Here is a 25,952-nt window from a genome sequence, read left to right on the forward strand (position 1 = left end):
TCGTAGAGGAACCTCTATTACTTTACTCATTCTTGGCAGAATTTCCTTCTTTAAAACGGGTTGTTTGGAAAATTTATGTATTTCTTTCTCTTTCGCTAATCGACTGCCATATTTCGCCGATTCTAGACACGGCTTCCCGAAGGCGTTCTTCCGGCTGGACAAGCGCTATGCGCACATAGCCTTCACCCTCCGCCCCGAAAGCGTCTCCGGGGATCATCGCTACTCCCGCACGCTCTAATATTTCCCGAGAAATATGTCGGGAAGTCCATCCCTGCGGAATTTTCGCCCAGACGAACATCGTCGCTTTAGGCCGCGGGACATGCCAGCCGATCCGGTGCAGGCCGTCCACGAGCACATCCCGTCTCCGTTCGTATACCGCCGAAATGGAGGACGGAAACGACGTCTCCTCCTCCAGTGCTACGACGGCAGCCTGCTGAACAGGCAGGAAAACGCCGTAGTCGATATTGGACTTCAACCGGCGCAGAGCGCCCACCGCTTCCGCATTACCGGCCAGAAAGGCGATCCGGCAGCCGGCCATATTGAAGCTTTTGGACAAGGAATGAAATTCCACCGCCCTCTTCTTCGCACCTTCCAGCTCAAGAATACTCATCGGTTTGTAGCCGTCATACGCAAGCTCCGAATAGGCTAGGTCGTGCACGATCAGAAGGTCGTAACGCTCCGCAAAGGCCAGCGCTTTCTCGTAAAAAGCCCGGTCCGCCGCCTCGGGGATCGGATTGCCGGGATAGCTCAGCAGCAGGAAAGAAGCTTTCTCCGCCGTTTCCGGCGGGATGCTCTCCAGATGCGGAAGAAACCCGTTCGATTCCCTCAACGGCATCAGAACGGGTTGAACGCCGGCCAGAACGAGGCTGGCCGCATAAATAGGATAGCCGGGATCGGGCACGAGCGCCGTATCCCCGGGATCGCACAGGGCCATCGCCAGATGGGCCAATCCGTCCTGCGAGCCCATCAAAGCCAGCACCTCGCGCTGCGGATCGAGCGTGACCCCGAACCGGCGGTGCATCCAGCCCGCGGCCGCCCTGCGGAATTCGGGCGTACCCTCCGAGCCCGGATAGCCGTAGGCCTGAGGGTTTCTCACGGCATCCGCCAGGGCCTCGATCACACGCGGAGAAGGAGGAAGGTCGGGACTGCCGATTCCAAGGTCGATGACATCGACGCCGCGTTCCTCCGCCTCCCTTCTCCACTGGGCGACCTCGGCGAAAATCGCCGATCCCAGACTGTCTAATCTTGTCGAGCCGTATGCTTTCATCCGGAACGTTTCCCCCTATAATCGACTTTTTAATAAGCGGCCGCGGGCAGTACCCGGTGGACCCAATTCATCATGGCCAGCAGATACACGGCGAGCGCGAAATAAGCCGCGCCGAACTTCCAGCGTGAAGCCGTTGGCACCTCGTAATAGGCATCGTTCTCGAACGGCTCCAGTTCGACATCGAAGTGCAGAACCAGGTGCAGGCCGTCTTCACGCGTAACCCGTTCGATTTTAACCACCTGGACACGGTGAACCACAGCCTGCCGGGGCAGGGCGAATTTCGTTTCGAATTCGATCGCGTCCCAGGAGGTATGCACCATTTGCACGCCTGCTTCATCCCCGCTCAGCTCGGAGCAGGTCGTAAAAGCAAGATCGCGCCGGTGATCCTCTCCCGGAATCATATACCCGTGCGCCAGCAAATGGTGGGCCGTCATGTCAAAACGCGGCTGAAAATGCATAATCTGAGGTTTATCGCGGAATTTGACGAATTTTTTGTATAAATCCCAGGCAAACAAAGCCCAAATGATCAGGAACAGGAAGCTTCGCAAGTAAAGGATAACGGCCAGTCCGCCGATCAGGCCGACCAGCCACAGCCAGCGGGTCACAGCGGTCGAGATACGCCCCCCGTCCAGCGGATGGATCGGAAGGAGGTTGAGCAGGTTCAGAAAAAATCCGGTATACGCGATCGAGATCAGCAGATTGGAATCGATGTACACACCCAGGGCAAATGCCGCCGTAGCCCCGATCGTTCCGAGCAGCGGCCCGCCGTAGGCGATATAAGCTTCCGTAACGGCATCCCTCGGATTGCGCTTCATGCTGATCAACGCGCCCAGAAACGGAATGAAAAGAGGCGCCGTGACCGGAAGCCCTTTCTTCTTGGCCGCGAGCACGTGGCCGATTTCATGGATAAAAATCATCGCTACCAGCCCGATAGCGAACGGCAGAGGAGCAATGATCGCATAACTGGCGATCGTAATCGCGATCGAAATGATCGTCGCCCCGAACTTTCCGAACTTTCCGAATTTCAGCAAAAAAGCCCCGATGGCTCCAAGAACCCAGAGCGGATTTTTTTTAGATGATTTGGACGGTTGATTTTCAGGCAATTCAGTCACCCCTTTCCGGAAACGGACAGTTCCTGAGGAACTTCTCCGTTACCCCCACGCCTTCTCGAAGTCGGCTTCCTTAAAACCTACGGTAACCTTGCTACCGTCCGTTACGATCGGCCGCTTGAGCAGTTTGCCGTTGGATGCAAGCAGAGCCAGCTGCTCGTCTTCCGTCATGCTCCCGAGCTTGTCTTTCAGTCCCAGTTCCCTGTATACTTCTCCGCCGGTATTGAAAAACTTTTTGAGCTCCAACCCGCTGTTGCGGACAAGTACGCGGATTTCCTCCGCGGTCGGCGGCTGTTCCATGATCGGAACGGTTACCGGATCAAGCCCTTTGGCGCGCAGCCATTTCAGGGCGCTTCGGCACGTGCTGCATTTGCTGTATTCATAAATCGTTACGGACATAAAAATGACTTCCTTTCATGGGACAATGGTAGTTAACGGTCTGCGGTTCGCGAATCCGAAAAAAACCTCCGCTGCCGATGCGGCGGGGAGGCTGGTTTAAAAAAATCGCGGCCTGCTTGCCGTATGCTCTTATACGCAGGACTGCCGGAAAAGTTCCACCGGGCGGCCCCACAGGCAGACGGCGCATGGTTGGCTGCCGGCAAAGCCGGGGGTGATAAGCGGCTGAGCGCCTGTTTCCGTGCGTCGTAACCGGCAGCCTATTCCTCCCGGCATCCGCTGGGTGCAGGCAAGTTAGGCTGCGGTCCCCGCGGCAGCTTACGGCACCACGCAGCAAAGCCCGCGTGGCGCGGAGAGCCTATTCGCAGGCGTCGAGCACCGCCTGCATGTCCGCCGGCAGCGGAGCGGTGAACTCCACCCGCTCCCGCGTGCCCGGGTGGACGAAGCCCAGCCGGTACGCGTGCAGCGCCTGCCTGGCGAGCTCCGGGCCCGCCGCGTCGTCTGCCGCCGAAGACGGCGCGGCAGCGGGCGCTCCCGGCACTCCGCCGGAGACGTCCGCCGTCGGGGCCTCACCCGCGGCGAAGCCCGCTGCGGACGGACGTGCAAGCCCTCCGGCAGCGCTGTCCGCCTCGTGAGCACCGCGTACGCCTTCTCCGGCGGCACAACCCTCCGCCGCATCGCGCGCCTCCCCGGCAGGGCTACCGTCACTCTTACGGACCGGAACGTCCGCTTCCGGGCCGTACATCTTGTCACCGAGGAGAGGGTGCCCGAGGTGCTTCATATGGACGCGGATTTGATGCGTCCGCCCGGTTTCCAGCATCAGCCGCACAAGGGTGATGCCGTCGTAGCGCCGCACCGTCTCGTAATGCGTGACGGCGCGATAACCGGACGGCGTCACGATGCGGATGTGCGGCTGCTCCGGATCGCGGTCGATCGGAGCGTCGATCGTCCCCCGGTCCTCCGCTACCGTGCCGTGCACAATGGCCAGGTATTCCTTCGTTATGCTGTGAGCGATCATCTGCTCCGAAATCTGCTGGTGCACATACGGATTTTTCGCAATCGCAAGCACGCCCGAGGTTTCCTGGTCCAGCCGGTGAACGGGCCGGAAGCGGACGTTTTCACCCCGCTCTTTCCAGTGATGCACGGCGGCGTTGGCCACCGTATTCAAATAATGCCCGTGGGTCGGATGCACGATCATCCCGGACTCTTTATTGACGATGAGCAGGTGCTCGTCCTCGTACAAAATTTCCAGCGGAAGGTCTTGAGGCAAAATATCCTCCGACTCTTCCTCCTGCATCCGGATCTCGATCACGTCTCCGACGTTCACTTTGATGCTGATATATTCGCGCTTGCCGTTGACGGTAATCCCCTGCTCCGTCAGCTTGAGCCTGGAGAGCAGTTTCCGCGAGAGACCCATCCGGTTCTGCAAAATCGTTTTCAGATAAAAACCCTCCTCGTCGGGAGGGACCACATACCTTAAAGGACTGTAATAATTCATCATTTTTTCCGGCGGAACACCTCGGCGCTGCGGACGTACTCCACGTCCGTCTGACCTTCCCGGAAGTTGGCCGTGCGGGCAATCGTGAAGAAGAGATCCGACAGGCGGTTCAGGTAACGGCGTACCTCCACGTTGATCTCCTGGGTGCGGGCCAGCGTCACGACGCGTCTTTCGGCACGGCGGCATACCGTCCTGCAGATGTGCAGCGCAGCGGAACTCCGGCTTCCCCCCGGCAGAATGAACCGGGTAATATCGGGCGTCTCGGCATCGTATTTATCGATCCACGTCTCCAGATTGTCCACCATCTCCGCCGTCACTTTAAAAGGCCTCAGCTCCTGCTTGAGTAGAGCGAGATCCGACCCGCAGTCAAACAGCTCATGCTGGACCGTAAGCAGATCCTCCAGCAGATCGCCAAACTTCTCCGGGTCCATAAAGCTCATGGCCTGCCCCAGATAACAGTTCAGCTCGTCTACCGTTCCGTATGCTTCCACCCGTTCGTCGTCTTTATCGACACGTCCGCCGATGACACCCGTTTTGCCGGCGTCCCCTGTTCTCGTATAAATTTTCACCTGTATTCCTCCCGCTCACGCCAAGTATCTTTCTTATAATCAGGGTAAAAATCAACATCGCCCGTTCGCTTCATCAGCTCCGAAAGGCTCTTTTTCTTATCATAGCTTCCCCGGACAGGCAGTGCAAATGGATTCGGTCCGATATTCGCTCTCTCCGGAAACTTGTCCGGACGCTTCTACTCAGCGGTTAATCCCGCAATCTCGTACAAAAGATCCATGTCAATATGGTTGCGGACGTGATCCGCGAGCCGGTCGAACGCTTCCTCCCGTTTTTCGCGAAAACGAAGTTCGGCGGAAAGAGGCTCCCAGCCTTTGCTTTGACGAGCCTCGTTCAGCCAGCATCTGCGGAAATCGTCGTTATGAAGAATGCCGTGCAGATACGTTCCCCAGACCCGTCCTTCGAAAGCCGAAGCTCCCTCCGGATGCAAACCGTCCGCCGTACCGGCTTTATCTCCGGCACCCGTCAAGGATGCGCGAAGGCGAAACGGCCGCTCCGACGTTTCGTCCGTCATCCTTGTCACGCCCATATGAATTTCATAGCCGTCGACCGGCAGATCCGGCTTTTGTCGGAAAAGTCCGCATCTGCCTTCGGCACGCACCGTTCTTTTCTCCGGCGTGAATTCGGTCGCCACCGGCAGAAGGCCGAGTCCTTCCCGGTCCCCCCTATAATCGGATTCCGTTCCGAGCGGGTCCGAAAGTGTCTTGCCGAGCATCTGGTAGCCTCCGCATATCCCGGCAACCCTGCCTTCAGAACCCGCGTGACGGACGATTTTGTCGGCCAAGCCGCTTTCCCGCAGGAAAAGAAGGTCGCTCATCGTGTTTTTGCTCCCCGGCACAAGCACGATATCCGGATTCCCCCATTCGGCAGCGCTGCCGACGTAACGCACGGACACATCCGGCTCTTCGTGCAGCGGATCGATATCGGTGAAGTTGGAAATCCGGGGCAGCCGGACGACCGCGATATCGAGCACATCCGGCCGTAGACCGTCCTGTTGTGCGGCCGGAGCCGGTTCAAGTCTTCTTTTGGAATCCAGCGAAGCGGAATCCTCGTCTTCAATCCCCAGCTTCGGATAGTAAGGAACGACGCCGAGAACGGGTTTTCCCGTCCGTTCCTCCAGCCAGTCCAATCCCGGCTTCAACAGGCTGACGTCTCCCCGGAATTTGTTGATGACAAATCCCTTCACTCGCTCCCGCTCCTCCGGCTCCAGAAGCTCCAGCGTCCCGACGATCGACGCAAACACCCCGCCCCGGTCGATATCCGCCACAAGAATTACAGGGGCGTCGGCCCATTTCGCCATCCGCATGTTCACGATATCCCGGTCTTTCAGATTGATCTCCGCCGGACTTCCGGCCCCTTCAAGCACAACGAGGTCAACCGTCCGACGCAGCCGTTCGAGCGCCTCACACACGACTTTCTCCGCCAGAGGCAGGTAAGATTCGCGGTAAGCTCTCGCGTCCATATCCCGATAAGGCTTGCCGTGAACAACGACCTGGGAACGCATATCCTGGGACGGTTTCAGCAGAATCGGGTTCATATCGGTCGTGGCCGGTATGCGGCACGCATCGGCTTGTACGCCCTGTGCCCGCCCGATTTCTTTGCCGTCCGGCGTCACGTAAGAGTTCAGCGACATGTTCTGCGACTTAAACGGCGCCACGCGGTGGCCGTCCTGCACGAAAATGCGGCACAGAGCCGCGGTCAAAATGCTTTTGCCGACATCCGAAGCCGTCCCCTGTACCATAAGAGTCCTGGCCCGCGTTCCGTCCGTCCCTCTCCCTCTGTCCTCCGGTTGATCCGCTTTATGGTCACGGTGAGTCGGGAACGCGCCTTTGTTTCCTTCTGTATGAGTGGAATTCCTCATGTTCATCGGCTGCCCCTTTCAAAGGAAATTTCACCGGCTTGAGCCGCTTTCAGCACATCTGACAATACGGCAAGCATGCGCTCGTTATCGCCGCGGAGTTTGACCGCCGTACGGAAATAACGCGTGCCGAGCCCTTCGAAAAGCGAAGCATCCCGGATGAGAACCCCGCGTCTGCCCATTTCTTCTTGAAGGATGCGGACATTGATTGGGCTCTGCTCCGGAAGCGCGCACAACAAATAGTTGGTGTCGCTCGGCGTTACCTCAAGCCCGAGACCCGCAAGCCTGGCGGCAAGCCAGGGACTCTCCTTCTGCAGCCAGGAGATGGTTTTCGTGTGAAAAGCCTCGTCGTCCAGGACGGCGCATCCGATAAGCTGGGCGAAATAATTGACGCTCCACGGCACCTGCAGGCGGGACATCCGGCCGATGACATCCGGATGAGCGACAATGAAGCCGAGCCGGGCCCCCGGGATCGCGTAAAACTTCGTCATGGAACGGATCACGGCGACATGCCTGGATTCGGCAGCAAGCCGCAGAAGCGTCACGTTTTTTTCATCGGGTACGAAATCTAGAAACGCCTCATCCAGAATGAGCGGATGCCCGCTGCCGGCCAAATCGTTCAGCAGTTCCTGCGGGATGAGCCTCCCCGTCGGATTGTTAGGCTGTCCCAGGAACAGCAGACCCGATCGCTTAAGCGCTTCTTCGGCATCCGCCTTCTGCAGCCGGAAGCAATGTTCCGCACGCAGCGGAATCCCGTGGATACGGCCACCCGTTTTAAGCACCGCATCCTCGTATTCGCTGAAAGAAGGACGCGCAAGCGCCGTCACCTCCGGCTGCAGAACGCGCACGATAAGATCAATCAGTTCGGCAGCTCCGTTGCCCACCAGCACGGATTCCGCGGGAACTCCGTATTTGGCGGCAATTTTTCCTCTAAGCTCCCTGACGGCCGGGTCCGGATACCGGACAATATTTTTCCAGCCTGACCGCAGCACTTCCTCCACCGCATCAGGCGGACCGAACGGATTCATATTCGAACTGAAATCGAGAAATTGTTCCCGGCCGCGCCCGAACTTTTCCTCCGCCGTCCACACATCCCCGCCGTGTCCGTATCGCTCCAGCATAGTGATTCCCCCACTTTTTTGTTATTTCCTGTCCGTTTATATGCAAAAAGGCCGGGAGTCCGGCTAACGAATCCATCCCGCCTCTTTTTGGGTTCCTTTCGGGGAGCCTGCCTGCTCCGCACGCTCCTTTTACCCTTAGGCAAAAAGCCTTTCGAAGGTGTCCGCGCATCTAAACTAGGTCAAATGCAGCACGAAAGCGGCGGCAAGCAGTAGCAAAACTTCCAGCAGCTCATTTAAAGCCCCGTAGGTGTCCCCCGTCAGCCCGCCAAGCTTTTTAGCCATCCAGGCCGCCAAGACTACTCCAAGCGCAAACGTGACCATGAGGAGCATAATTCCCCACAATACAGGCCCCGCCCCTTCCAAAACATGCAAAGAAGGCTTGAGCGGAAGCGTTCCGCCCGAGAGACGGAAAAACGCGACTGCTACGGCGCTCAGAAATAAAGCGATTCCCGCGCCCAGAAGCGCGAAGGGCTTTTTTTCTCCTTCAAAAAAACCGCCCAGACCGCCTCCGCTCCGCGCATACGGCCATAAAGCCACGGCTGCGGCCATGAAGGTCCGGCTCCAGACCGGAACAAGCAGCAAAATCCAGCTCCCGGTGAGAGCGCCGCCCGTCAGCAGCGGCACCATTACGCTCCACTTGAGAAGCATGACCGCGACACATACAATGACGCCCATGGCTCCGACGCGGCTGTCTTTCATAATTTCCAGCATGCGCTCCCTGGAACGGTGGCTGAGCAGCCCGTCGGCCGTATCCATCAGTCCGTCCAGATGCAGCGCTCCCGTCAGCCCTATCCATAGGCACAGAAGAAGCGCGGCAGCGGGCAGAGGGGGAAGCGCCTTCTCCAGCGCCCAGCCGGAGCCGGTAAGGAGGAGGCCCAAGATCATCCCGACCACCGGATAAAAAACGAGGCTCCGCCGCAGAACGGCCGGTGTCCACTCGATCCTTACCGGAAGCGGCAGCCGGGTAAGAAACTGGATGGCCGTGACCAGTCCAAACAGCCAGAGCTTTAACTCAGCAGCCAAATTGCGCATAGAACCCCTCCTGCCAGCCAGCCCGTCGCCCCGTAGAGCAGCCGGACCGTGCCGTCGATGTCTCCGCGGTTCCGCGGCCGCAGCGGCCAGCCCATGCGCGCCCGCTCGCTGACCACGGTTCCGTATGTATTGCGTCCGCCCAGCTCGATGCCGAGCGCGCCCGCAACCGCCGACTCCGGAATCCCGCTGTTCGGGCTTGGATGAAGCCGGGCGAAACGGCCTACCGAGCGGGCCGCCCGGAAAGCGCTCATCCGCGGCTGCGCCGCCGCGGCCAGAATCAACAGGATTCCGGTCAGTCTGGCCGGAATCCAGTTCATCACGTCGTCCCACCGCGCGGAGGCCCAGCCGAAATGCACATACCGGTCGTTCTTGTAGCCGACCATGGAGTCCAGCGTGTTCGCCGCCCGGTACAGCATCGCCAGAGGCGCTCCGCCGATGAGGGCGTAGAACAGCGGCGAAACGACACCATCGACGGTGTTCTCGGCGACCGTTTCCACGACGGCGCGCGTCAGCTCGCCTTCGTCGAGGTTTTTCGTGTCGCGGCCGACGATATAGCCCGTATATTTGCGGGCGGCGGCCCAATCTCCCGCGGCCAAGGGTACAGCTACCAGCCGTGCGGCATCTTTTAAGCCTTTGACGGCTATCGTCGTCGAAATAAACCACGTCGTCACCGCGTAACCCAGCCACGGATGTACCGCCGCGGCTATGGCCGTTACGGCCGTCATGGCGGCAAATGCGGCCAGCATGACGGCTGCGGCCAGGACAATCCCACGCCGCTTCAAGGAGCGCGGTGACAGAACGGCCGCTTGTCCGGCCGTGTCGGGGGACGCTCCGGCCTCTAGGGGCACGCCTTCAGCAGCCTTGGTCTCGGCCCCGGTCTCGGCTCCCGCCTCGGCCTGGGCCCCTCCGGCGCATTCCGGCGCGCTCTTCCGCGGTGCCGGCTCTTTCCTCAGCTTCCGTTCCAGAAAGCTGATCAGACTCCCGATGCGGATCACCGGGTGCGTCGGCCACTTCGGATCGCCGATCACAAGGTCGACGGCAATTGCCGCCAGTATCATCCACAAGATTTCTTTCAGCGAATAAAAAATCATGAGTTCCCTCTATTCAAACCGGTAAGCCCGGCTTTTCAGCTCGACGGGTATCCCGGCGGTCACCAGAAAAACCCGGCCGCAAACTTGTGCCAGCCGCTGGTTCATCCGGCCGGCCAGATCGCGGTACAACCGCCCGAGAGGATATTCGGGCACAATGCCGCTCCCGACTTCGTTGGTAACGAGAACGAGCGGTCCCTCGTAGGCTTCAACCGTCCGGACAAGCTCGTCCACAGCGGCGTTCACTTGTTCAGCCGCATCCGGCGAACACTCCGCCTTCAGGAGACGATTGGAAAGCCACAGCGTCAGACAGTCCACCAGGACGACGCCCCGGCCTCTTTCGCCGCTCCAAGCTTTCAGCGCAGGAGACAGCTCCATCGGCTCTTCCGCCGTAATCCAGGGGAAGCCGGACTGCTCGCGCTGCGTGCGGTGCAGAGCGATCCGCTGCCGCATTTCCTCGTCCCAGATCTGGGCCGTAGCGAGATAAGTCCCGTGTGCGGCAAGCCGCGAAGACAACTGCTCGGCAAACGAGCTTTTGCCGCTTCTGGCGCCGCCCGTCACGAGGACAGCTCCCGCTGTATGTTCTTGCGCCAGATTCATCAGCCCCGCGACACTCCGGCGCTTTCGAAGGAAGCCATCTCGCGCATGATTTTGCCCGCCGCATCCATGAGCGTGAAGCAGAGCGCAGCCCCGGTCCCTTCTCCCAGTCTCATATCCATATGAAGCATGGGGCCGAGCCCGACCGCTTCCAGCATCCGTGCGTGACCCTGCTCGTGAGATTGATGGGAAGCGATCATATACGGCTGGGACTCCGGAGCAAGCCGTGAAGCAACCAGCGCGGCGGCCGAGGAGATGAAACCGTCGATCACGACCGGACAAGAGTTCTTGGCCGCACCGAGGATGACTCCGGTCAGGCCCGCGATTTCGAGGCCGCCGACTTTCGCCAGCACATCGAGCGCGTCTTCCGCATCCGGCTTGTTAACCTCGATTGCTCTGCGGACAACTTCCTGCTTGTGCAGCCAGCGGGCATCGTCGATGCCCGTTCCGCGTCCTACCGCGTCTTCTACGGCTATGCCCCCGAGCACGCTCAGGAGCGCGGAACTGGCCGTGGTGTTGCCGATCCCCATCTCCCCGGTCGCCAGAACCCGCACGCCGCGTCCGGCGAGCCCATCTGCGACTTCAATTCCGGCGCGGATGGCCTGGAGAGCCTCTTCGCGGGTCATCGCGGCTTCGCGGGCCATATTGGCCGTGCCTTTCCGGACTTTGCGGGAGAGGAGGTCCGGGTGTTCCAGATCTGCGTTGACTCCGATATCGACGCATACGACTTCCGCTCCCGCGTGCCGGGCCAGCACATTGACGGCTGCGCCGCCCTGCAGGAAGTTCATCACCATCTGGCGGGTCACTTCCTGCGGAAACGCGCTGACGCCTTCTTCGCAGACGCCGTGGTCGGCCGCCATGACGACGATAGCCTTGCGGCTCATATCGGGCATAATCTCTCCGGTAATCCCCGCGAGCTGTCGTGCCATATCTTCCAGCTTGCCGAGGCTTCCCGGCGGTTTAGTCAGATTATCGAGATGGACGGATGCCGCATCCTTCGCTTCCTGACGGAGCGGACGAATGGCGCCGATTACATCCTGAAGTTCGTTCATGTTTGTTCCTCCTCTGGTGTGTTAGTCGGTATGTCGGTATGTAGGTAAACCGCCCTGCGGGCGGTTCGGATTCACTCTATTCAATCTCCCCGGCGAAGCAGGATTTGAGGAATGCCGTGATCGGGATGCTCCAGGACGATCGGTTCCGTCCCATAGACATCCAGTATCAGCTCGCTTCTCATAATTTCCTCCGGCGTGCCGATAGATATGCCTTCTCCCCCATGAACGACGAGAAGCCGTTCACAGTAGAGGGCGGCCAGGTTCAGGTCGTGAAGGACGGCGACCACCGTCAGCCCTTCTTCCCGCTGCCACTGCCGCACGTAGTCCATCAGCTGCATCTGGTAGCCGATGTCGAGATAAGTCGTAGGCTCGTCGAGCAGCAGCAGGCGGGGCTGCTGTGCCATCACCTTCGCCAGCGCCACGCGCTGTTTCTGCCCTCCGCTCAGGTTCTCGACCGTCCGGTCGGCGAGCGGCTCCAGATCGAGCCGCCGCATAATCCGGTCGATCAGCGCAGCAGCGTCCTCCCGGTCTTCCCCGAGCCAGTTCTGGAAAGGGAACCGGCCCATTTCCACCACCTCACGGACGGTGAAACCGAGCGGAGGCAGTGCATCCTGCTGAAGCACGGCAAGCCAGCGCGCCAGCTCCTTGCGGGCGTAGCCCGCGACTTCCCTCCCCTGGAGAAGAATACGGCCTTCCGTAAGGGGGTCTACGCCTGAGATAAGTCTCAGCAAAGTCGATTTACCGCTCCCGTTAGGCCCGATGACGCCAAAAAATTCGCCGGGCTTCACCTCGAAACGGATATCTTTGAGCACGCGGATTCCACCGAAGCTTTTTCCCGCACCCTGCACTTCGATGATCGGTTCCATCAGCTTCTCCCCCATTTCTTCTGTTTGCGCAGCAGGTAAGCGAAGAACGGCGCGCCCAGAAACGCGGTGATGACGCCGAGCGGAATCTCCGTCGGGCTTAGAAGCGTCCGGGCCAGCGTATCGGCCCAAAGGACGTAGATGGCTCCGCCTACGGCGGAAAGCGGCACGATCAGCCGGTAATCCGGTCCCGCGATCAATCGGATCAGATGAGGCACGATCAGCCCGACAAACCCGATCACGCCGGATACGGAAACGGCCGCAGCCGTCACCAGAGTCGCAGTGATCAGCACGATCAATTTCGTCCGCTCGACATGGATGCCCAGATGGGCGGCCTGACGTTCCCCGAGCGCCAGCAGGTTGAGTGTCCGCGCATAGCTGTAAAGCACAACGAAAGTTACGAGAAAATACGGAAGGAGAACGGTTGTGTACGACCAGCCTTTCATCGCGAGACTGCCCATCAGCCAGAAAATGATTTCATTGACGACCTGTTTGGACATCGACACGAGAAAAGAAACGACGGAGCCGAGAAACGCCTGCATCACGACACCGGAAAGCAGCAGCGTCTCCATACGGATTTTGCCGTCGGTCCGGGCCAGACGCAAGACGATCCAAAGTGAAACGGCTCCTGTGGCAAAACCGACGACCGGTATCGTCCACGTACCGAAAAACATAGTCTGCAGACCGAAGTAAATGACGAAAGCCGCGCCGACGCTCGTTCCGCTGCTTACCCCAAGCGTATACGGGTCCGCAAGCGGATTGCGCAGGACGCCTTGAAAAGCGGCTCCCGCTACCGAAAGGGAGGCCCCGACCAGGATGGCCAGCATCACGCGCGGCAGCCTTACCTTCATAATAATCTGCTCCGAGGATACGGGCCAGTCCGGCGTGATCCGGTCACCGATCCAAGGCAGCTTGCTCCCCAGAATCGAAGCGATCTGACTCACCGGCAGATGGGCCGAGCCCAGCGATAGACTCAGCACAATAGAAAGAAGAAGGAGTAAAACTCCTACTCCTCCCCAAAGTCCCCATTTAGGTTTCATTTATTTCACCAAGTCCGGATAGATGGCTTTAGCCATTTGCAGGAGTCCCTCCGTCAAACGCGGTCCCGGACGGGTCAGCGTATTCTGGTCGAGACCGATCACCTGGTTGTTTTTAACGGCATTGATTTCGTTCCACCCGCTGCGTCCGCGAATGAGTTCTTCAAGACTTTTCTTCGTTTTGTCATCCACTACGCCTTTGGCGAATAAAATAACGTCCGGGTTCTGCTGGATGATTTTTTCCTCGCTGATCTGCTTCCAGCCCGTAATGTCGGAAGCGACGTTGACACCGCCCGCCAGCGTGATCAGCTCATCCATAAATTCACCCTTACCGACTGTCCAGCCCGGGGAGAATTCGATATAGACTTTTTTCTTCTTTTCCGCCGCTACGGTTTTTACAGCATCCGTAACTTTTTGACGGTCTTCTTTCATTTTTGCGACGACTTTTTCCGCCTGTTCCTGATGGTCGGTAATCTGGCCGTAAAGCTGAATATTTTTCATGACGTCGTCAAGCGTCTTCGGCTCCACCTTGAACACGTTGATGCCCATAGCGCGCAGCTTTTCGACCGATTCTTTTTTCATCGAAACGCCTGTGAAAACAATGTCGGCTCCCGACGCGATAACCGATTCCTGGTTAGGCTGCGTAATTCCGCCCATTTTCGGCTTATTTTTCGCTTCCTCCGGGTAATCGTCAAAATCGGACACGCCGACGATATTATCGCCCAGACCGATCGCAAAAAGAGCTTCCGTTTCCGCCGGCGAAACCGATACGATTTTTCCCGGCGCTTTCTCGAACGTAAATTCCTTGCCCGTCGCATCGGTTACTTTCAAAGGATACTGCGTTTTCTTCGCGCTCGATTGCGGAGCGGTGCTTGCCGCCGGAGAGGCCGAACCCGCCGTTCCGTTATCCGCGCTTTGCTTGCCGCAGGCTGCCAGGCCGACGGCCATCGTCAAAACAAGCAGCAGCAGGGCGTATTTAAAACCCCCGGTGGTTTTTCGTTCGTTGTTCATGTTCTCTACTCCCTTGCAGATTTAGTTTGACTTGAGGTTGTCCCACGATGTTCGCGCATGTCAACAAAAAATCCCCCCTATCCGGAGATAGAGGGGATAACTTTCAGAATCACGAGGTGGAACGGCCGTCAATCGGACGTCCTTTCCGGTTTCGCGCGATCCTCTCCTCGAAGGATATTGTGCTGCAAACCGGCAGGCAGGTCTCCTGACTTACGGATGTTTGACCGTCTTGCCTTCCCATCCGCGAGCGGACAGTGGCATCGTAAGACGATCTCCGTATTACAGTGGCGGGACCGTGCCGGATTTGCACCGGCTTCCCTTTTCACCCTGGGCTTTGGCTCCGCTGAGAGACGCCGCTTTCGGGACCTGACGGTAAACGTATGAGGTTGGGCCTTCAAGTTCATCCCCCATTATAGGCCAAGCGGCTGCGGAAAGACAAGGACTTTAGTCATCGCACCACATGCAGTTACCGGCGTCCGCTTTGGAGTCGCGGCGGCGGCAAGGTCGTCCGCTTCACGATTTGGCGGCGATCTTTTTGAGTACCTCGAACGACTGCTCGGGATTGCGGCTGTTCACCGCCATAAAAGCGACGAGCCCCTTGCCTTCCACGCCGTTGTCCTTCATCCACTTGGAATACTGGAGCGGAATGCCGTACAGATGCGTCTCCTTCTTAGGCGCTTCGGGCGGATTCTTTTTCTTGCCGGCAGGTTCAATCGTCGCCTCGAGTACGCCCTCCGGATAGTCTTCCTGCTTGAAATGCTCGTCCAGCGGCAAAAATGCCCCTTCGGCCGCATAAATCTTAAACTGTTCTTCGGGGATGATCAGGATACCGTGATTGCCGTATCCCATTTCGACGATCATCTTTTCGTTGGAAAAAAGCGGGGACGTATTCAAATAGATGGACGGCTTGTCCCCCACAAGCGCTTTCAACGAATTTTCAAGCTTAAAAGCGGCATCGACCGGTATGCCGTCACGGGCCATCATAAAGATGGAAACATCCGCTTTGGGCTGGGCCTTCCCGCACCCGGAAACCAAGACGGTGAATAATAAAAGCAGTACTGCAGCCGGAAACCAGCGTTTCTGTGTCATTGTAATCCCTCCGTTGCCCGATAGCCTATGCAAACGCTGCAAAAAAGCCGGCATTTACCGGCTCTTCTGGACTAGATTCATATATTCGTTAATCTTATGATCAAGAAGCGTACTCATTTCAATTACGGACTCGGAAGTCATAGCCTCACCGGACTGAACCATCTGTTCCAGTCTGTGCCGCATAAACTGAATTTCTTCTTCCAGGTGAAAGAGGGAGGCTAATTTGGCAGGTCGTTTGGATAACCAGCGTTGATCGGAAACGTCATGGCTGTACCAACCCGAGTTGTCGGCCAGACGATATTCTAAATAAGCCATACATATCCCTCCTTTACCCTAAAGATATCAGTTTTTTCCGATTCTGAAAACTATTTTTTGGGACAAGTCTTTACAATTTTTTCACAAAAGACCCAATACGGTCCAAAGCCTCGTTCAGTTGTGAAACGGAAGTCGCATAGGAGCAGCGGACGAAGCCTTCGCCGCCGTTGCCGAACACTTGTCCCGGAACGGCCGCCACCTTCGCTTCGGTCAGGAGCCGCTGAGCGAACTCTTCCGAGCTGAGGCCCGTCGAAGCGATGGAAGGGAACGCGTAGAACGCTCCCTGAGGCTCGTGGCAGTCGAGACCGATCTGCCGGAAGCCTTGAACGACCAGGCGTCTGCGCTGGTTATAGGACTCGATCATCCGGTCCTTCTCCTCCAGCCCGTTGCGGAGCGCCTCAAGAGCGGCGATCTGGCCCATGATCGGAGCACACATGACCGTGTACTGATGGATCTTCAGCATCGCGGAGATCAGGTCCGGATGCCCGCACATGTAGCCGACTCTCCAGCCCGTCATGGCAAAAGCTTTCGCGAAGCCGCTGACGAGAATAGTGCGGTCCCGCATGCCGGGCAGCGACGCGAAGCTCACGTGCTTGCTTCCGTAAGTGAGCTCCGCATAAATTTCATCGGCGATGACGATCAGATCGTTCTCTTCCACGATCCGGGCGATCGGCTCCCAGTCCTCGTACGTCATGATGCCGCCCGTCGGGTTGCTCGGATAGCTCAGAACGAGAACCTTGGATTTCGGCGTCAAACTGGCGCGGAGCGCTTCGGGCTTCAGCTTGAAGCTGTCCTTCGCGAAGGTCTCGATGCCGACCGGAACTCCTCCGCCGATCGTGACGATCGGACTGTAAGCGATGTAGCAGGGCTCCGGAATGAGAATTTCATCGCCCGGCGTAATCAGCGCGCGCAGCGCAAGGTCAATTGCCTCGCTGCCGCCGACCGTTACGACGACTTCATTCGAAGGCTCGTATTTTACGGCAAAATTCGTGTACAAATACTCGGCGATCGCTTCGCGCAGCTCAGGGAGGCCCGCATTCGGCGTATAGTTCGTCCGGCCTCTTTCCAGGGAATACACGCACGCCTCGCGGACATGCCACGGCGTCACGAAATCCGGTTCCCCGACGCCCAGCGAAATAATATCCTTGCTCCCGCTTACCAAATCAAAAAAACGCCGGATGCCCGAAGGAGGAATATCCCGGACCAGCGGTGACAAATAGCCCTGCATGGATTTCGGTTTGCTTCCGATTTCTTCCTGGTTTATCATCGTCATCGTCCTTTATGGTGAGACCAGCATCCGATGATCATCCTCACGGTCATCAAAAATGATCCCATCCTGTTTGTATTTTTTCAGAATAAAATGAGTTTTCGTTGACAATACCCGGTCCAGTGTCGACAGCTTGCTGGAAACGAAAGAAGACACTTCCCGCAGCGTACGGCCCTCGATCTCCACAAGCAGATCGTAAGCTCCGGACATCAGATAGACCGACTTCACTTCTGGATATAAATAAATGCGTTCCGCAATCGCGTCGAATCCGGTTCCCCGTTCAGGCGTGATCTGCACTTCGATCAGCGCGTTCACCTTGTCGCTGTCCACTTTGCTCCAGTTGAGCACGGTGGCGTACTTCACGATGATGTGCTCGTCTTCCATCTGGCGGATGGCCGCCGTCGCCTCATCTTCCGTAATTCCCAGCATGGTCGCGATAAGCGCCGGAGAGCGGCGGGAATCCTCTTTCAGAATATCCAGAATCTTGTGCTTCAAATCGTCCATCGTCAAGCCTCCTACTAAGAATCGTCATGAATAAGGTCCAATGAAATCAAGCATCGGATAGGGAAAATCGTTATCTTCCATATTACACGCAGCCCCCGCCGAATTCAATAAAAAACGGAAGCGCAAAAAAGCCGCAAGCACGCGCTCCTTGCAGCTTCATCTCCCTGCCCCGGCAAGCGGTTCGGCATCGCCCGACGGCGCAAAACCGCAAGGCCGCTCCCCTAGCCTGCCGGGGCTTTCGGTTCCCCGGACTTCTGCCCGGAGGGCCCTTCCCCGTACAGGCATCTCCCTATGCCCGGTTTCCGGGGCAGCCGGACGTGCTTTTACGGATCGGGGCCTGCGACTGCTGCATTCCGCTCTAGCCTACTGTGCGGCTGTAAGCCCACTGCTGCATTCCGCTTTAGCCCACTGTGCGGCTGTAAGCCCACTGCTGCATTCGCTTAGCCTACTGTGCGGCTGTAAGCCGACTGCTTGCCGCGGAGCAGACGCAGCATGGCCGATTCGATCCCTCTTTTGCGGTAGGAAGGCAGAATAAGGACCGAAAGGGATACTTCGTTCTCCCACTCCACGTCTCCGGTACAAAAGGCGATTCCGACCAGTTTCTGATCTTCGTAAGCGGAAATAAAACGGCCGTTACCGATTTGCTTCAAACTTTTGCGATCGACCTTCTGGGAAGTTAATTCTGTATAGGATTGTATAAAGGGGTTCAGGACCCATGGTTTAGGCATCTCACCGGACAATGAAATCATTCTTGCAGGCCACCTTTCTACGAACAAGTGAATCTGTGATAATTATACATGATACTGTATTTTTATTCAACGACTTCCTTTCATATTCCACGCCTTTACAAAAAAATCCTATTTCTCCTCCGGCAGCAATGTCCGGAATATACGCAGGACAAATTACTCCTCCCCTTCCGCTTTCACACGCGCACAGTTATCGGCAGTGGCGGTGTGTCGTCGCCGGATGACGGTAACTTCCTGCCCCAGGCGCCGGAGACGAAACTCTCCGTTCCATATGTATGAACCCCCCACAAAATCGGTGAAGTATTCCGCAGTGAGACATTCCGGGCCGCATAAAAAAAGAGCTTTCCCCGGATTCAGGAAAAGCTCTCTTATTTATAGGGACACCGATTACGCATCGCACCGCACCCTACCCGGCACGCTTTGCATGAAAGCGCCCCGCCCTGACGTTAGCCGTATTCAAGCGTACGTCCACGCTCAGCCCGGCATATGGGAATTCATCCTTCCGCGATGCTGCTGCGTTATGGCCGCATCCGTCGCCTCCGGCGCTTTATTCGCCGAAGATGCCCATGCTGAGGTACCGCTCGCCCGTATCGGGCGCGATGCACAGGACGCGCTTGCCGGGCCCCAGCTTGCGGGCCACCTGGATGGCCGTCCACACGGTCGCGCCCGCGGACGGACCGACGAGAATGCCCTCCTTGACCGCGAGCTCGCGGGTCGTGCGCAGCGCATCCTCGTCCTCTACCCGGACGATCTCGTCGTAGACGTCCGTGTTCAAAATCTTCGGCACGAAGCCCGGCGACGTGCCGACCAGCTTGTGCGGGCCGGGCTCTCCGCCCGACAGCACGGGCGATCCGGCCGGCTCGACGACGTAGATCTCGATGCCGGGGATCCGCTCGCGCAGCACCTCGCCCGTGCCCGTGATCGTCCCGCCGGTGCCGGACGAAGCGACGAACGCGTCGAGCCTGCCGTCCGTCTGCTCGAGAATCTCCAAGGCGGTGGTCACCCGGTGAATGTCCGGGTTCGCCTTGTTCTCGAACTGCTGCGGGATGAAGCTGCCGGGAATGCCGCGCTGAAGCTCCAACGCTTTGGCAATCGCACCCGGCATGCGCTCCGCCGCAGGCGTCAGTACCACATCCGCTCCGTAGGCCTTGAGCAGATTGATCCGCTCCTTGGTCATGTTATCCGGCATGACCAGAATCGCTTTATACCCTTTCGCGGCCGCGTTCATGGCCAGTCCGATGCCGGTGTTGCCGCTCGTCGGCTCGATGATCGTCGCGCCGGGCTTCAGCAGGCCGTCTTTCTCGGCCTGCACTATCAAATTATAGGCCGCGCGGTCTTTTACGCTCCCGCTCGGATTGAAATATTCCAGCTTAACATAGACTTCCGCATGCTCTTCGCTTGTCAGGCGGTTAAGCCGCACGGCAGGCGTGTCTCCAATCAGTTCCGCGATGCTGTTTACCAGTTTCCCGCTCATTTCCGGTCTCCTCCCCGAAGCACGATTGTTCCTCTTTCCAACGCATTGGGTTCCAAACATATACCCACTATTTTTATAGGAATGGACAGCTCTGTCAAGAGTTTTCTGGATGCAGAACTTTCCTCATAAAGAGCCAACTTAGGAATGGCGCGCTTCCGATCACAAGCAGCAGGGTATTAATCACCGGCGCAGAGGTGCTTTGGGATACAACGGCAATAAACAGCAGCGTGCCCAGCATCCGCCCCGCGTTCAGCGCCAGCTCCCTCAGAATGACGAACTCCTCCCGGTGCCTCACGCTTTCCTCGTCTCTTCCGATCAGATCAAATACGGACGACGTCATCGGAATCGTAAACAGCGGCAGGAAAAGGGACGTCCCGATACCGAACGCAAGCAGGGTCATATAATTCACTTTCCAGAAAAACGGGAGTATCGCCGCGATGACCATCAGCACCCCGAGGAGCATCCCTCTGCTTCTGTATTTGGGTTTGAGCACACGGCCGACCAGCCAGAAGCTGACGAAGGAAACGCCCGAAGTCACCAATGCGTAGCTTCCGAGCTTCTGCTCGCTCGTGGTCGCGATATATACCAGCAGCGAAATCATAAACCCGAATACGCCTTCGCGAAAACCTTGAGCCATCAAAGCGGCACAAACCGGCCTCCACGGAGTATCGCCCTGCCGCAAATGACGGAAACCGTACGTCCAGCCGTAGGTGCCTTCGATCTTCCGCTTTTTCAGGAAAAAGCTCACGGCCACGCCGAGAACAAAAATACCCAGCGAGATCGAGAAGATCACCCGGTAACCGCTCGTTCCCGCCATATGAACGATGATGAGTCCGGAAATCCACGGCGCCAGCATGCCGACGCCCGCTCCCAGCAAGCCTGCCCAGCCGTTGAATTTGTCGCGTGTCTCCCTGCTCGTAACCTCAAAGTAGACGATGTTGAACGCCAGCCAGAAAAAACCCGAAGCCATTCCCTGAACCGCACCGAGCAGGAAAATGTAATTTACGCTGGACAGACCCAGCATCAAAACGAGCAGATAAAAAACCGCCGACATGACAACACCCGCACGGAGACAGTTCATTTTGTTATGCTCTTTCACCCACTTGCCCGCCACCCAGAAGGTGAGCGCCATCGCAAGCTGATGCGTGAGCGTAAACCATCCGATCATGGCAAAATCGCTTTTGGCTTTCCATAAATAGATACTGACGAACGTTCCGGATAAGGCGTTAGCGGCCGCAAAAAGCATATTTTCTATAAGCAGCAGGGCGGACTGGGCATCCAGTCTTCCAATGGTAGGTTTCTTCTTCTCCCCGGCGGAAGCCGCGGCATCCGCTTCATTCTCCCAAGACTCCGCCGTCAGCGTTTCCTTTGCCGTTCCGAGCCAGCCTGCCAGCCGGGAGCGACCCCGCTCTTTGTCCTGCTGCATCCTCAAATCCCTTCCTTTCGAAGCCTGATCTTCCTTATCCTGTCCAAAAGAAGGTCTCTTCAAAGAAGCGGCTAAGTTCCGCTTTTTTCCTGTTTTCAGTGGCCGGGACGACTTCGTTTTTGCGTGAACGCCGCAGGCCGCACCTATCCAGTTCAACCCGCGTCATCGCGGCTGACCGTTGTTATGTGACGCCGAACTTCGTCCCGCAAGCCTCACCCTATACAACAAAAACGCTGCCATTCTCGGGACGGCAGCGTTTTTACACGGATCTGTTTTAGTTGTCGGTTTCGGTTTGCTCTTTGGACGGATTCAATACGGCCAGAAGCTTCTCCCGGTCTTCTTCCGCCAAAAAAGTCTCGACCTTGAAACAAGACGGACACACAAATACATTCAATTTGTAGCCGGGATTCAGGAAAGCCTTGCCGACCGTTCCCGGTATGACGGGAGCATAGCCCGTACCCTCGGTAACCTGAGTGCCCCCGTGGAGCATAAGTTCCCGGCAGGCGGAGCATTCCGGTGCTTCCTCTTGGGTATCCAGCACATTCCGGACAGCTTCGGCGTACTCGTTGGTATAGCCATCCTCTTCTTCCCAGTCCAGGAAATCATCCGAACCGGCCGCCGGTACAGCATCTTCATCCGGCTCGTCCGCATCTTCTTCATCCGCTCCGATCCGGATGCTGCGGTAATCGCTCAGTTCGTTATAGCAGTGCGGACATTCTTCTTCCGGTCCGATCTCCGGGTCCCATACGATTTCCGTCTGGCACCACGGGCATACGGTTTTCTGTTCTTCCTCGTTCACGCCAGTTCACCTCCGACAGGTCAATGATTCATCAAATACCAGACGCCCAGCCCCATAAACAGCACGGCCAGAGCAAATAAGATTCCCCATAAATATTTCATCGTTCGCGTTCCTTTCCGCCATCGCCAAGCGGCCGAAGAGCCGGATCAAGGTGCCTTTAAGGCACGCAAGCTCCGACGACATACGAAATGGAGACGGATATCATCAGCGACAGCAGTCCCACCGCGCGATTGTCTTTCTGGATTTCTTCGTCGATTTTAAAATACGGCGTCAAAAATTCAAAAATAAAATAAGCGGCCATCAATAGAAGGAAGCCGTATCCCGCCCAAATGAGAGAGCGGATAAGCGAATCGTTGTTTTCGATAGCAAACCGGAACAGATTGCAGATTCCGAATATTTTACCGCCCGTAGCCATAGCCACAGAAACATTCCCGCGCTTGATCTCTTCCCAGTCGTTATACTTCGTTACAATCTCGAAAATGGTAAGAAATACGATAACGGCCACGACCGCCACAGAGAAGTACGCTAGCGCTCCAAGGTAAGGATTGCTGACCAACTGATTCACCTCTTCGTACAAATGTATGCCTCCTCCGTCGCAAGGAATGGTAAACAAGGGAAGAGACTGAGAATATTCTCAGTCTCCGCGTTAGGCATACCGCCATTATATCATGCTTATTGTTTTTTTTCAGCCAGCTTCGCTTTCATGGCCGCAAGCTCGTCGTCGACTCCGTCGCTCTTGCCGAGCTGGTCGAGTTCGTCGTCCAAGCTCTTGCCTTTGGAGCGGAGCTCGCCGCTCGCTTGCGCTTCGGCTTCAAGCTGAAGCACCTTCTCGGACATACGGTCGAAGCCTTTCGCCGCGTTGTCGGTTCCGAAACCGGACATCGCCTGGTTGATGTGCTTCTGGGCTTTCGCCGCTTCGGCACGGGCGATCAGAAGGTCTTTCTTGTTTTTCATTTTCGAAAATTCGTCTTTCATGTCGGAGAGCTGATTGCGGAGCTGATCCGCATTCGTTTTGGCGATGTCGTACTGGCGCTTCATTTCGTCGAAACGAGTCTGGTGCTCCTTCTTGTCTTCCAGCGCGCGGCGGGCGAGATCTTCATTGCCCTGCTCCAGAGCTTTCATGGCCTGTTCCGTACGCTTGCCTACCATTTCTTCCGCTTCTTCGTACTGCTGCTTGAATTTCTTCTCGATCGCGATCTGCTTGGCTACCGCCACTTCCGCTTCCTGAATGTCCTGCTCCATGTCTCTGAGGAACTGGTTCAGCATTTTTACCGGATCTTCCGCTTTATCGAGTAAATCGTTCATCGAAGCCATCGTCAAGTCTCTAAGTCTTTTAAAAATTCCCATTTGGAATTCCCTCCCGCTTTCGTTTGAATTGTGCTTTTATAACTTTCATACTTTTTCATACGGGGGACCTTCAAGAACGTTTCAACCATTTCCAAATATTTTTTACGGATGTTTCTGTCCGGTTACTTTAGTTCAACCACCGTCACACCGTGGCCGCCCTCGTTATAAGCTCCGATCCGGAAACTTTTGACGTGCTTGTGCCTGCGCAGATAGTCCTGGATGCCCGTCCGCAGCACACCCGTTCCTTTGCCGTGGATGACATATACTTGGGCGAAGTTGTTCAAGAACGATTCGTCCAGGAACCGGTCGAGCTCCATAATGCCTTCTTCCACGTTGGTTCCGCGAAGGTCGACCTCCATGCGGATGTTGTCGTCCCGGGTTCTTTTAACCGTGGCGGCCACCTGCTGGACCGGCTTCTTCTGAGGCGAAGCCTTGATCACTTCGAGGTCGGTCTTGTTCACCTTCATCTTCATAATACCCAACTGCACGGTCACTTCAGACGAATTCACGATTTCCACGACGTGGCCTTTCTGACCGAGGCTCACCACGCGCACCTCGTCGCCCGGCTCGACCTCCGCCTTGCTCCGCTCGGGGCGCTTGGCTCCCGGCTTGCGGAGCTTCGGCTCGGCCTCGTCGAGACGGCGGCGGGCCGCGATCAGCTTGTGATCCTTGATCGCGCCGGCCTCTTCCTTCGCCAGACGCCGCAGGTCGGCGATGATTTCTTCCGCTTCGCGGCGGGCTTTGGCGATCGCGTCCTGCGCTTCGCGCTCGGCTTTAAGCAGCACCTTGTCGCGCTGCTCATCCAGCTTGGCGCGCTCCGCGGATAGCGCCGCCCGCAGCTCTTCGTTCTCGCGCCGGATTTGCTCGGCGCTGTGGCGTTCCGCTTCGGCGGTCAGCCGGTTCTCCTCCAGCGAGGCGATCATCGTCTCGACGCGCTGGTCCTCGTCGCTGACCTGTCCGCGCGCTTTGTCGATAATCGCGCGCGGAAGACCGAGACGCTCCGCGATGGCGAACGCGTTGCTGCGGCCGGGAACCCCGACGAGCAGACGATACGTCGGGCTCAGCGTCTGCACGTCGAACTCCATGCTCGCGTTGATCACGCCGCGGCGCTCGAAGGCGTACGCCTTCAGCTCGCTGTAGTGAGTCGTCGCGATCATGCGGCAGCCCATCCGGTGGATGTTCTCCAGCAACGAGATGGCGAGCGCGGAGCCTTCCGCCGGATCGGTGCCGGCCCCCAGCTCATCGAGGAGCACAAGGCTCTTCGGCGTCATATCGCGGAGGATGCCGATAATATTCGTCATATGGCTGGAGAAGGTGCTGAGGCTCTGTTCGATGCTCTGCTCGTCTCCGATATCGGCGAAGATGCCGTCGAAGACGCACAGCTCGCTGCCTTCCTCCGCCGGGACGAAGAGGCCGGACATCGCCATCAGGCTGAGCAGGCCGACGGTTTTCAGAGACACCGTCTTACCGCCGGTATTCGGTCCCGTCACGATAATCGTCGTGAAGCTCCCGCCGAGTTCCAGATCGATCGGAACGACCTTATCGAGCGGAATCAGCGGATGACGCGCCTTTTTCAGCTTCAGAAAGCCCCGGTCGTTAAGCTTCGGCAGCGTCGCCTTCATTTCACGGGCAAGTCCCGCCTTGGCGAACGTAAAATCTAGTTGCGCGAGCAGTTCGACGTCCGACAGAAGGTCTTCCTCGATTTCGGCAACCCCTGCCGTCAGCATCCGGAGAATTTTCTCCACTTCGGCTTCTTCCTTGAATTTCAGCTCGCGCAGCCGGTTGTTTAGGGTAACGACGGCTTCCGGTTCAATGAAAAGAGTCGCGCCCGACGCGGACTGATCATGAATCATGCCCCCGAACGAAGAACGGTATTCCTGCTTGACGGGGATAACATAACGGTCTCCGCGCATCGTCACCAGCGCGTCCTGCAGCATTTTCTGCACGGACGGGTTGCGGATCATCTGCTCCAGCTTCTCGCGGACCCGCGCTTCGCCGGTCCGCAGCTCGCTGCGCACCCGGGAAAGCTCGCTGCTCGCGCTGTCCATCACCGCCGCGTTGTCGTCGATACAGCTCTTGATCCGGTCCTCGGTCTCCTTGTTGTCGCTCAGCAGTTCGGCCCAGCTCAGCAGCATCGGAACAGGATGCTGTTCATCCATCGTCTCCAGAAACTTGCGGAGCCTCCGGCCCCCGTAGATCGTAGTCGCGATATCGAGCAGCTCGCTCGGATTGAGCATGCCGCCCACTCTGGCACGGTGCACGGCCGCACGGATATCTCGAATTCCCCCGAAAGGCGCCCCGCCTTTAAGACGGTCGACGGCGAAAGCTTCATCCGTCGCCTGCAGGCGCAGCTTCACTTCCTCAAAATCCCCGGAAGGCTTTACCTCCGCCGCTTTTGCCGTTCCCAAGGAGGTGGCCGCGTGGCTGCTCAGTTTATGTGTGATTTTATGAAATTCCATTGTGTTAAACGTTTTGGTATTCAAAGCATT

The 25,952-nt window shown here is 57.5% G+C and carries 25 protein-coding genes and 1 riboswitch; all 25 genes read right to left on the minus strand.

The window, feature by feature from the left end:
• Positions 1–73 precede the first annotated feature (73 nt).
• The 25 genes from KVT34_RS14905 to KVT34_RS15025 all read right to left on the minus strand — a co-directional run bounded on the left by KVT34_RS14905 (position 74) and on the right by KVT34_RS15025 (position 25,946).
• Entirely contained in the window at positions 74–1,267 is a 1,194-nt protein-coding gene (locus KVT34_RS14905; RefSeq protein ID WP_217559548.1) for an aminotransferase class I/II-fold pyridoxal phosphate-dependent enzyme, read from the minus strand.
• A gap of 29 nt (positions 1,268–1,296) precedes the next feature.
• Positions 1,297–2,370: a site-2 protease family protein gene (locus tag KVT34_RS14910; RefSeq protein ID WP_217559549.1), complete on the minus strand. Its 1,074-nt coding sequence runs from the start codon at positions 2,368–2,370 to the stop codon at positions 1,297–1,299.
• A 48-nt stretch (positions 2,371–2,418) separates the two neighbouring features.
• The gene (locus KVT34_RS14915) at positions 2,419–2,775 is read right to left on the minus strand and encodes an arsenate reductase family protein (protein WP_217559550.1); all 357 of its coding nucleotides are present in this window, start codon (positions 2,773–2,775) and stop codon (positions 2,419–2,421) included.
• A gap of 355 nt (positions 2,776–3,130) precedes the next feature.
• A complete protein-coding gene (locus KVT34_RS14920; protein WP_254634874.1) occupies positions 3,131–4,273 on the minus strand; it encodes an RluA family pseudouridine synthase in 1,143 nt (380 codons plus the stop codon).
• Positions 4,270–4,839: a cob(I)yrinic acid a,c-diamide adenosyltransferase gene (locus KVT34_RS14925; RefSeq protein WP_217559551.1), complete on the minus strand. Its 570-nt coding sequence runs from the start codon at positions 4,837–4,839 to the stop codon at positions 4,270–4,272. The genes KVT34_RS14920 and KVT34_RS14925 overlap by 4 nt, the downstream gene beginning before the upstream one ends.
• 176 nt (positions 4,840–5,015) lie before the next feature.
• Positions 5,016–6,698 (minus strand): cobyric acid synthase, encoded by a 1,683-nt coding sequence (locus KVT34_RS14930; RefSeq protein ID WP_217559764.1) that lies wholly within the window; start codon positions 6,696–6,698, stop codon positions 5,016–5,018.
• Positions 6,699–6,700: 2 nt separating this feature from the next.
• Positions 6,701–7,816, minus strand: a complete 1,116-nt coding sequence (gene cobD, locus KVT34_RS14935; protein ID WP_217559552.1) for a threonine-phosphate decarboxylase CobD — start codon at positions 7,814–7,816, stop codon at positions 6,701–6,703.
• A 174-nt stretch (positions 7,817–7,990) separates the two neighbouring features.
• Positions 7,991–8,848 (minus strand): adenosylcobinamide-GDP ribazoletransferase, encoded by an 858-nt coding sequence (gene cobS, locus KVT34_RS14940; RefSeq protein WP_217559553.1) that lies wholly within the window; start codon positions 8,846–8,848, stop codon positions 7,991–7,993.
• Positions 8,824–9,939 (minus strand): adenosylcobinamide-phosphate synthase CbiB, encoded by a 1,116-nt coding sequence (gene cbiB / locus KVT34_RS14945; RefSeq protein ID WP_217559554.1) that lies wholly within the window; start codon positions 9,937–9,939, stop codon positions 8,824–8,826. Before cbiB ends, cobS begins: the two co-directional genes overlap by 25 nt.
• Positions 9,940–9,948: 9 nt before the next feature.
• The gene (cobU, locus tag KVT34_RS14950) at positions 9,949–10,536 is read right to left on the minus strand and encodes a bifunctional adenosylcobinamide kinase/adenosylcobinamide-phosphate guanylyltransferase (RefSeq protein WP_217559555.1); all 588 of its coding nucleotides are present in this window, start codon (positions 10,534–10,536) and stop codon (positions 9,949–9,951) included.
• Positions 10,536–11,585 (minus strand): nicotinate-nucleotide--dimethylbenzimidazole phosphoribosyltransferase, encoded by a 1,050-nt coding sequence (gene cobT / locus KVT34_RS14955; RefSeq protein ID WP_217559556.1) that lies wholly within the window; start codon positions 11,583–11,585, stop codon positions 10,536–10,538. The genes cobU and cobT overlap by 1 nt, the downstream gene beginning before the upstream one ends.
• 80 nt (positions 11,586–11,665) lie before the next feature.
• Positions 11,666–12,451, minus strand: coding sequence for an ABC transporter ATP-binding protein (locus KVT34_RS14960; protein ID WP_217559557.1), 786 nt, complete (start codon positions 12,449–12,451; stop codon positions 11,666–11,668).
• Positions 12,451–13,488, minus strand: coding sequence for a FecCD family ABC transporter permease (locus KVT34_RS14965; RefSeq protein WP_217559558.1), 1,038 nt, complete (start codon positions 13,486–13,488; stop codon positions 12,451–12,453). Before KVT34_RS14965 ends, KVT34_RS14960 begins: the two co-directional genes overlap by 1 nt.
• On the minus strand, positions 13,489–14,496 hold the full coding sequence (locus tag KVT34_RS14970) for an ABC transporter substrate-binding protein (RefSeq protein WP_217559559.1): 1,008 nt from the start codon (positions 14,494–14,496) through the stop codon (positions 13,489–13,491).
• A gap of 178 nt (positions 14,497–14,674) precedes the next feature.
• Positions 14,675–14,881, minus strand: a riboswitch (cobalamin riboswitch).
• Between the two features lie 128 nt (positions 14,882–15,009).
• Entirely contained in the window at positions 15,010–15,585 is a 576-nt protein-coding gene (locus KVT34_RS14975) for a hypothetical protein (protein ID WP_254634875.1), read from the minus strand.
• Positions 15,586–15,639: 54 nt separating this feature from the next.
• On the minus strand, positions 15,640–15,900 hold the full coding sequence (locus KVT34_RS14980; RefSeq protein ID WP_009676194.1) for an aspartyl-phosphate phosphatase Spo0E family protein: 261 nt from the start codon (positions 15,898–15,900) through the stop codon (positions 15,640–15,642).
• Between the two features lie 70 nt (positions 15,901–15,970).
• The gene (locus KVT34_RS14985; RefSeq protein WP_217559563.1) at positions 15,971–17,167 is read right to left on the minus strand and encodes an aminotransferase class I/II-fold pyridoxal phosphate-dependent enzyme; all 1,197 of its coding nucleotides are present in this window, start codon (positions 17,165–17,167) and stop codon (positions 15,971–15,973) included.
• Between the two features lie 12 nt (positions 17,168–17,179).
• Positions 17,180–17,671, minus strand: coding sequence for an Lrp/AsnC family transcriptional regulator (locus KVT34_RS14990; RefSeq protein ID WP_042229418.1), 492 nt, complete (start codon positions 17,669–17,671; stop codon positions 17,180–17,182).
• Positions 17,672–18,111: 440 nt separating this feature from the next.
• Positions 18,112–18,420 (minus strand): GNAT family N-acetyltransferase, encoded by a 309-nt coding sequence (locus KVT34_RS14995; protein ID WP_009676083.1) that lies wholly within the window; start codon positions 18,418–18,420, stop codon positions 18,112–18,114.
• 544 nt (positions 18,421–18,964) lie between these two features.
• Positions 18,965–19,891, minus strand: coding sequence for a cysteine synthase A (cysK, locus tag KVT34_RS15000; RefSeq protein WP_217559565.1), 927 nt, complete (start codon positions 19,889–19,891; stop codon positions 18,965–18,967).
• Positions 19,892–19,985: 94 nt separating this feature from the next.
• Complete coding sequence (locus KVT34_RS15005) at positions 19,986–21,317, minus strand: MFS transporter (RefSeq protein ID WP_217559567.1); 1,332 nt, start codon at positions 21,315–21,317, stop codon at positions 19,986–19,988.
• Between the two features lie 274 nt (positions 21,318–21,591).
• Positions 21,592–22,116 carry a hypothetical protein gene (locus KVT34_RS15010; RefSeq protein ID WP_217559569.1) on the minus strand — a complete coding sequence of 175 codons (525 nt, stop codon included), beginning with the start codon at positions 22,114–22,116 and terminating at the stop codon, positions 21,592–21,594.
• Between the two features lie 157 nt (positions 22,117–22,273).
• Positions 22,274–22,693: a DUF350 domain-containing protein gene (locus KVT34_RS15015; RefSeq protein ID WP_009676216.1), complete on the minus strand. Its 420-nt coding sequence runs from the start codon at positions 22,691–22,693 to the stop codon at positions 22,274–22,276.
• A 95-nt stretch (positions 22,694–22,788) separates the two neighbouring features.
• The gene (locus tag KVT34_RS15020; protein WP_217559571.1) at positions 22,789–23,463 is read right to left on the minus strand and encodes a PspA/IM30 family protein; all 675 of its coding nucleotides are present in this window, start codon (positions 23,461–23,463) and stop codon (positions 22,789–22,791) included.
• 122 nt (positions 23,464–23,585) lie between these two features.
• Positions 23,586–25,946, minus strand: coding sequence for an endonuclease MutS2 (locus KVT34_RS15025; protein WP_369016291.1), 2,361 nt, complete (start codon positions 25,944–25,946; stop codon positions 23,586–23,588).
• Positions 25,947–25,952 lie beyond the last annotated feature (6 nt).

Source organism: Paenibacillus sp. GbtcB18, from assembly GCF_019091125.1.
Taxonomy (GTDB): Bacteria; Bacillota; Bacilli; order Paenibacillales; family NBRC-103111; genus Paenibacillus_F; species Paenibacillus_F chitinolyticus.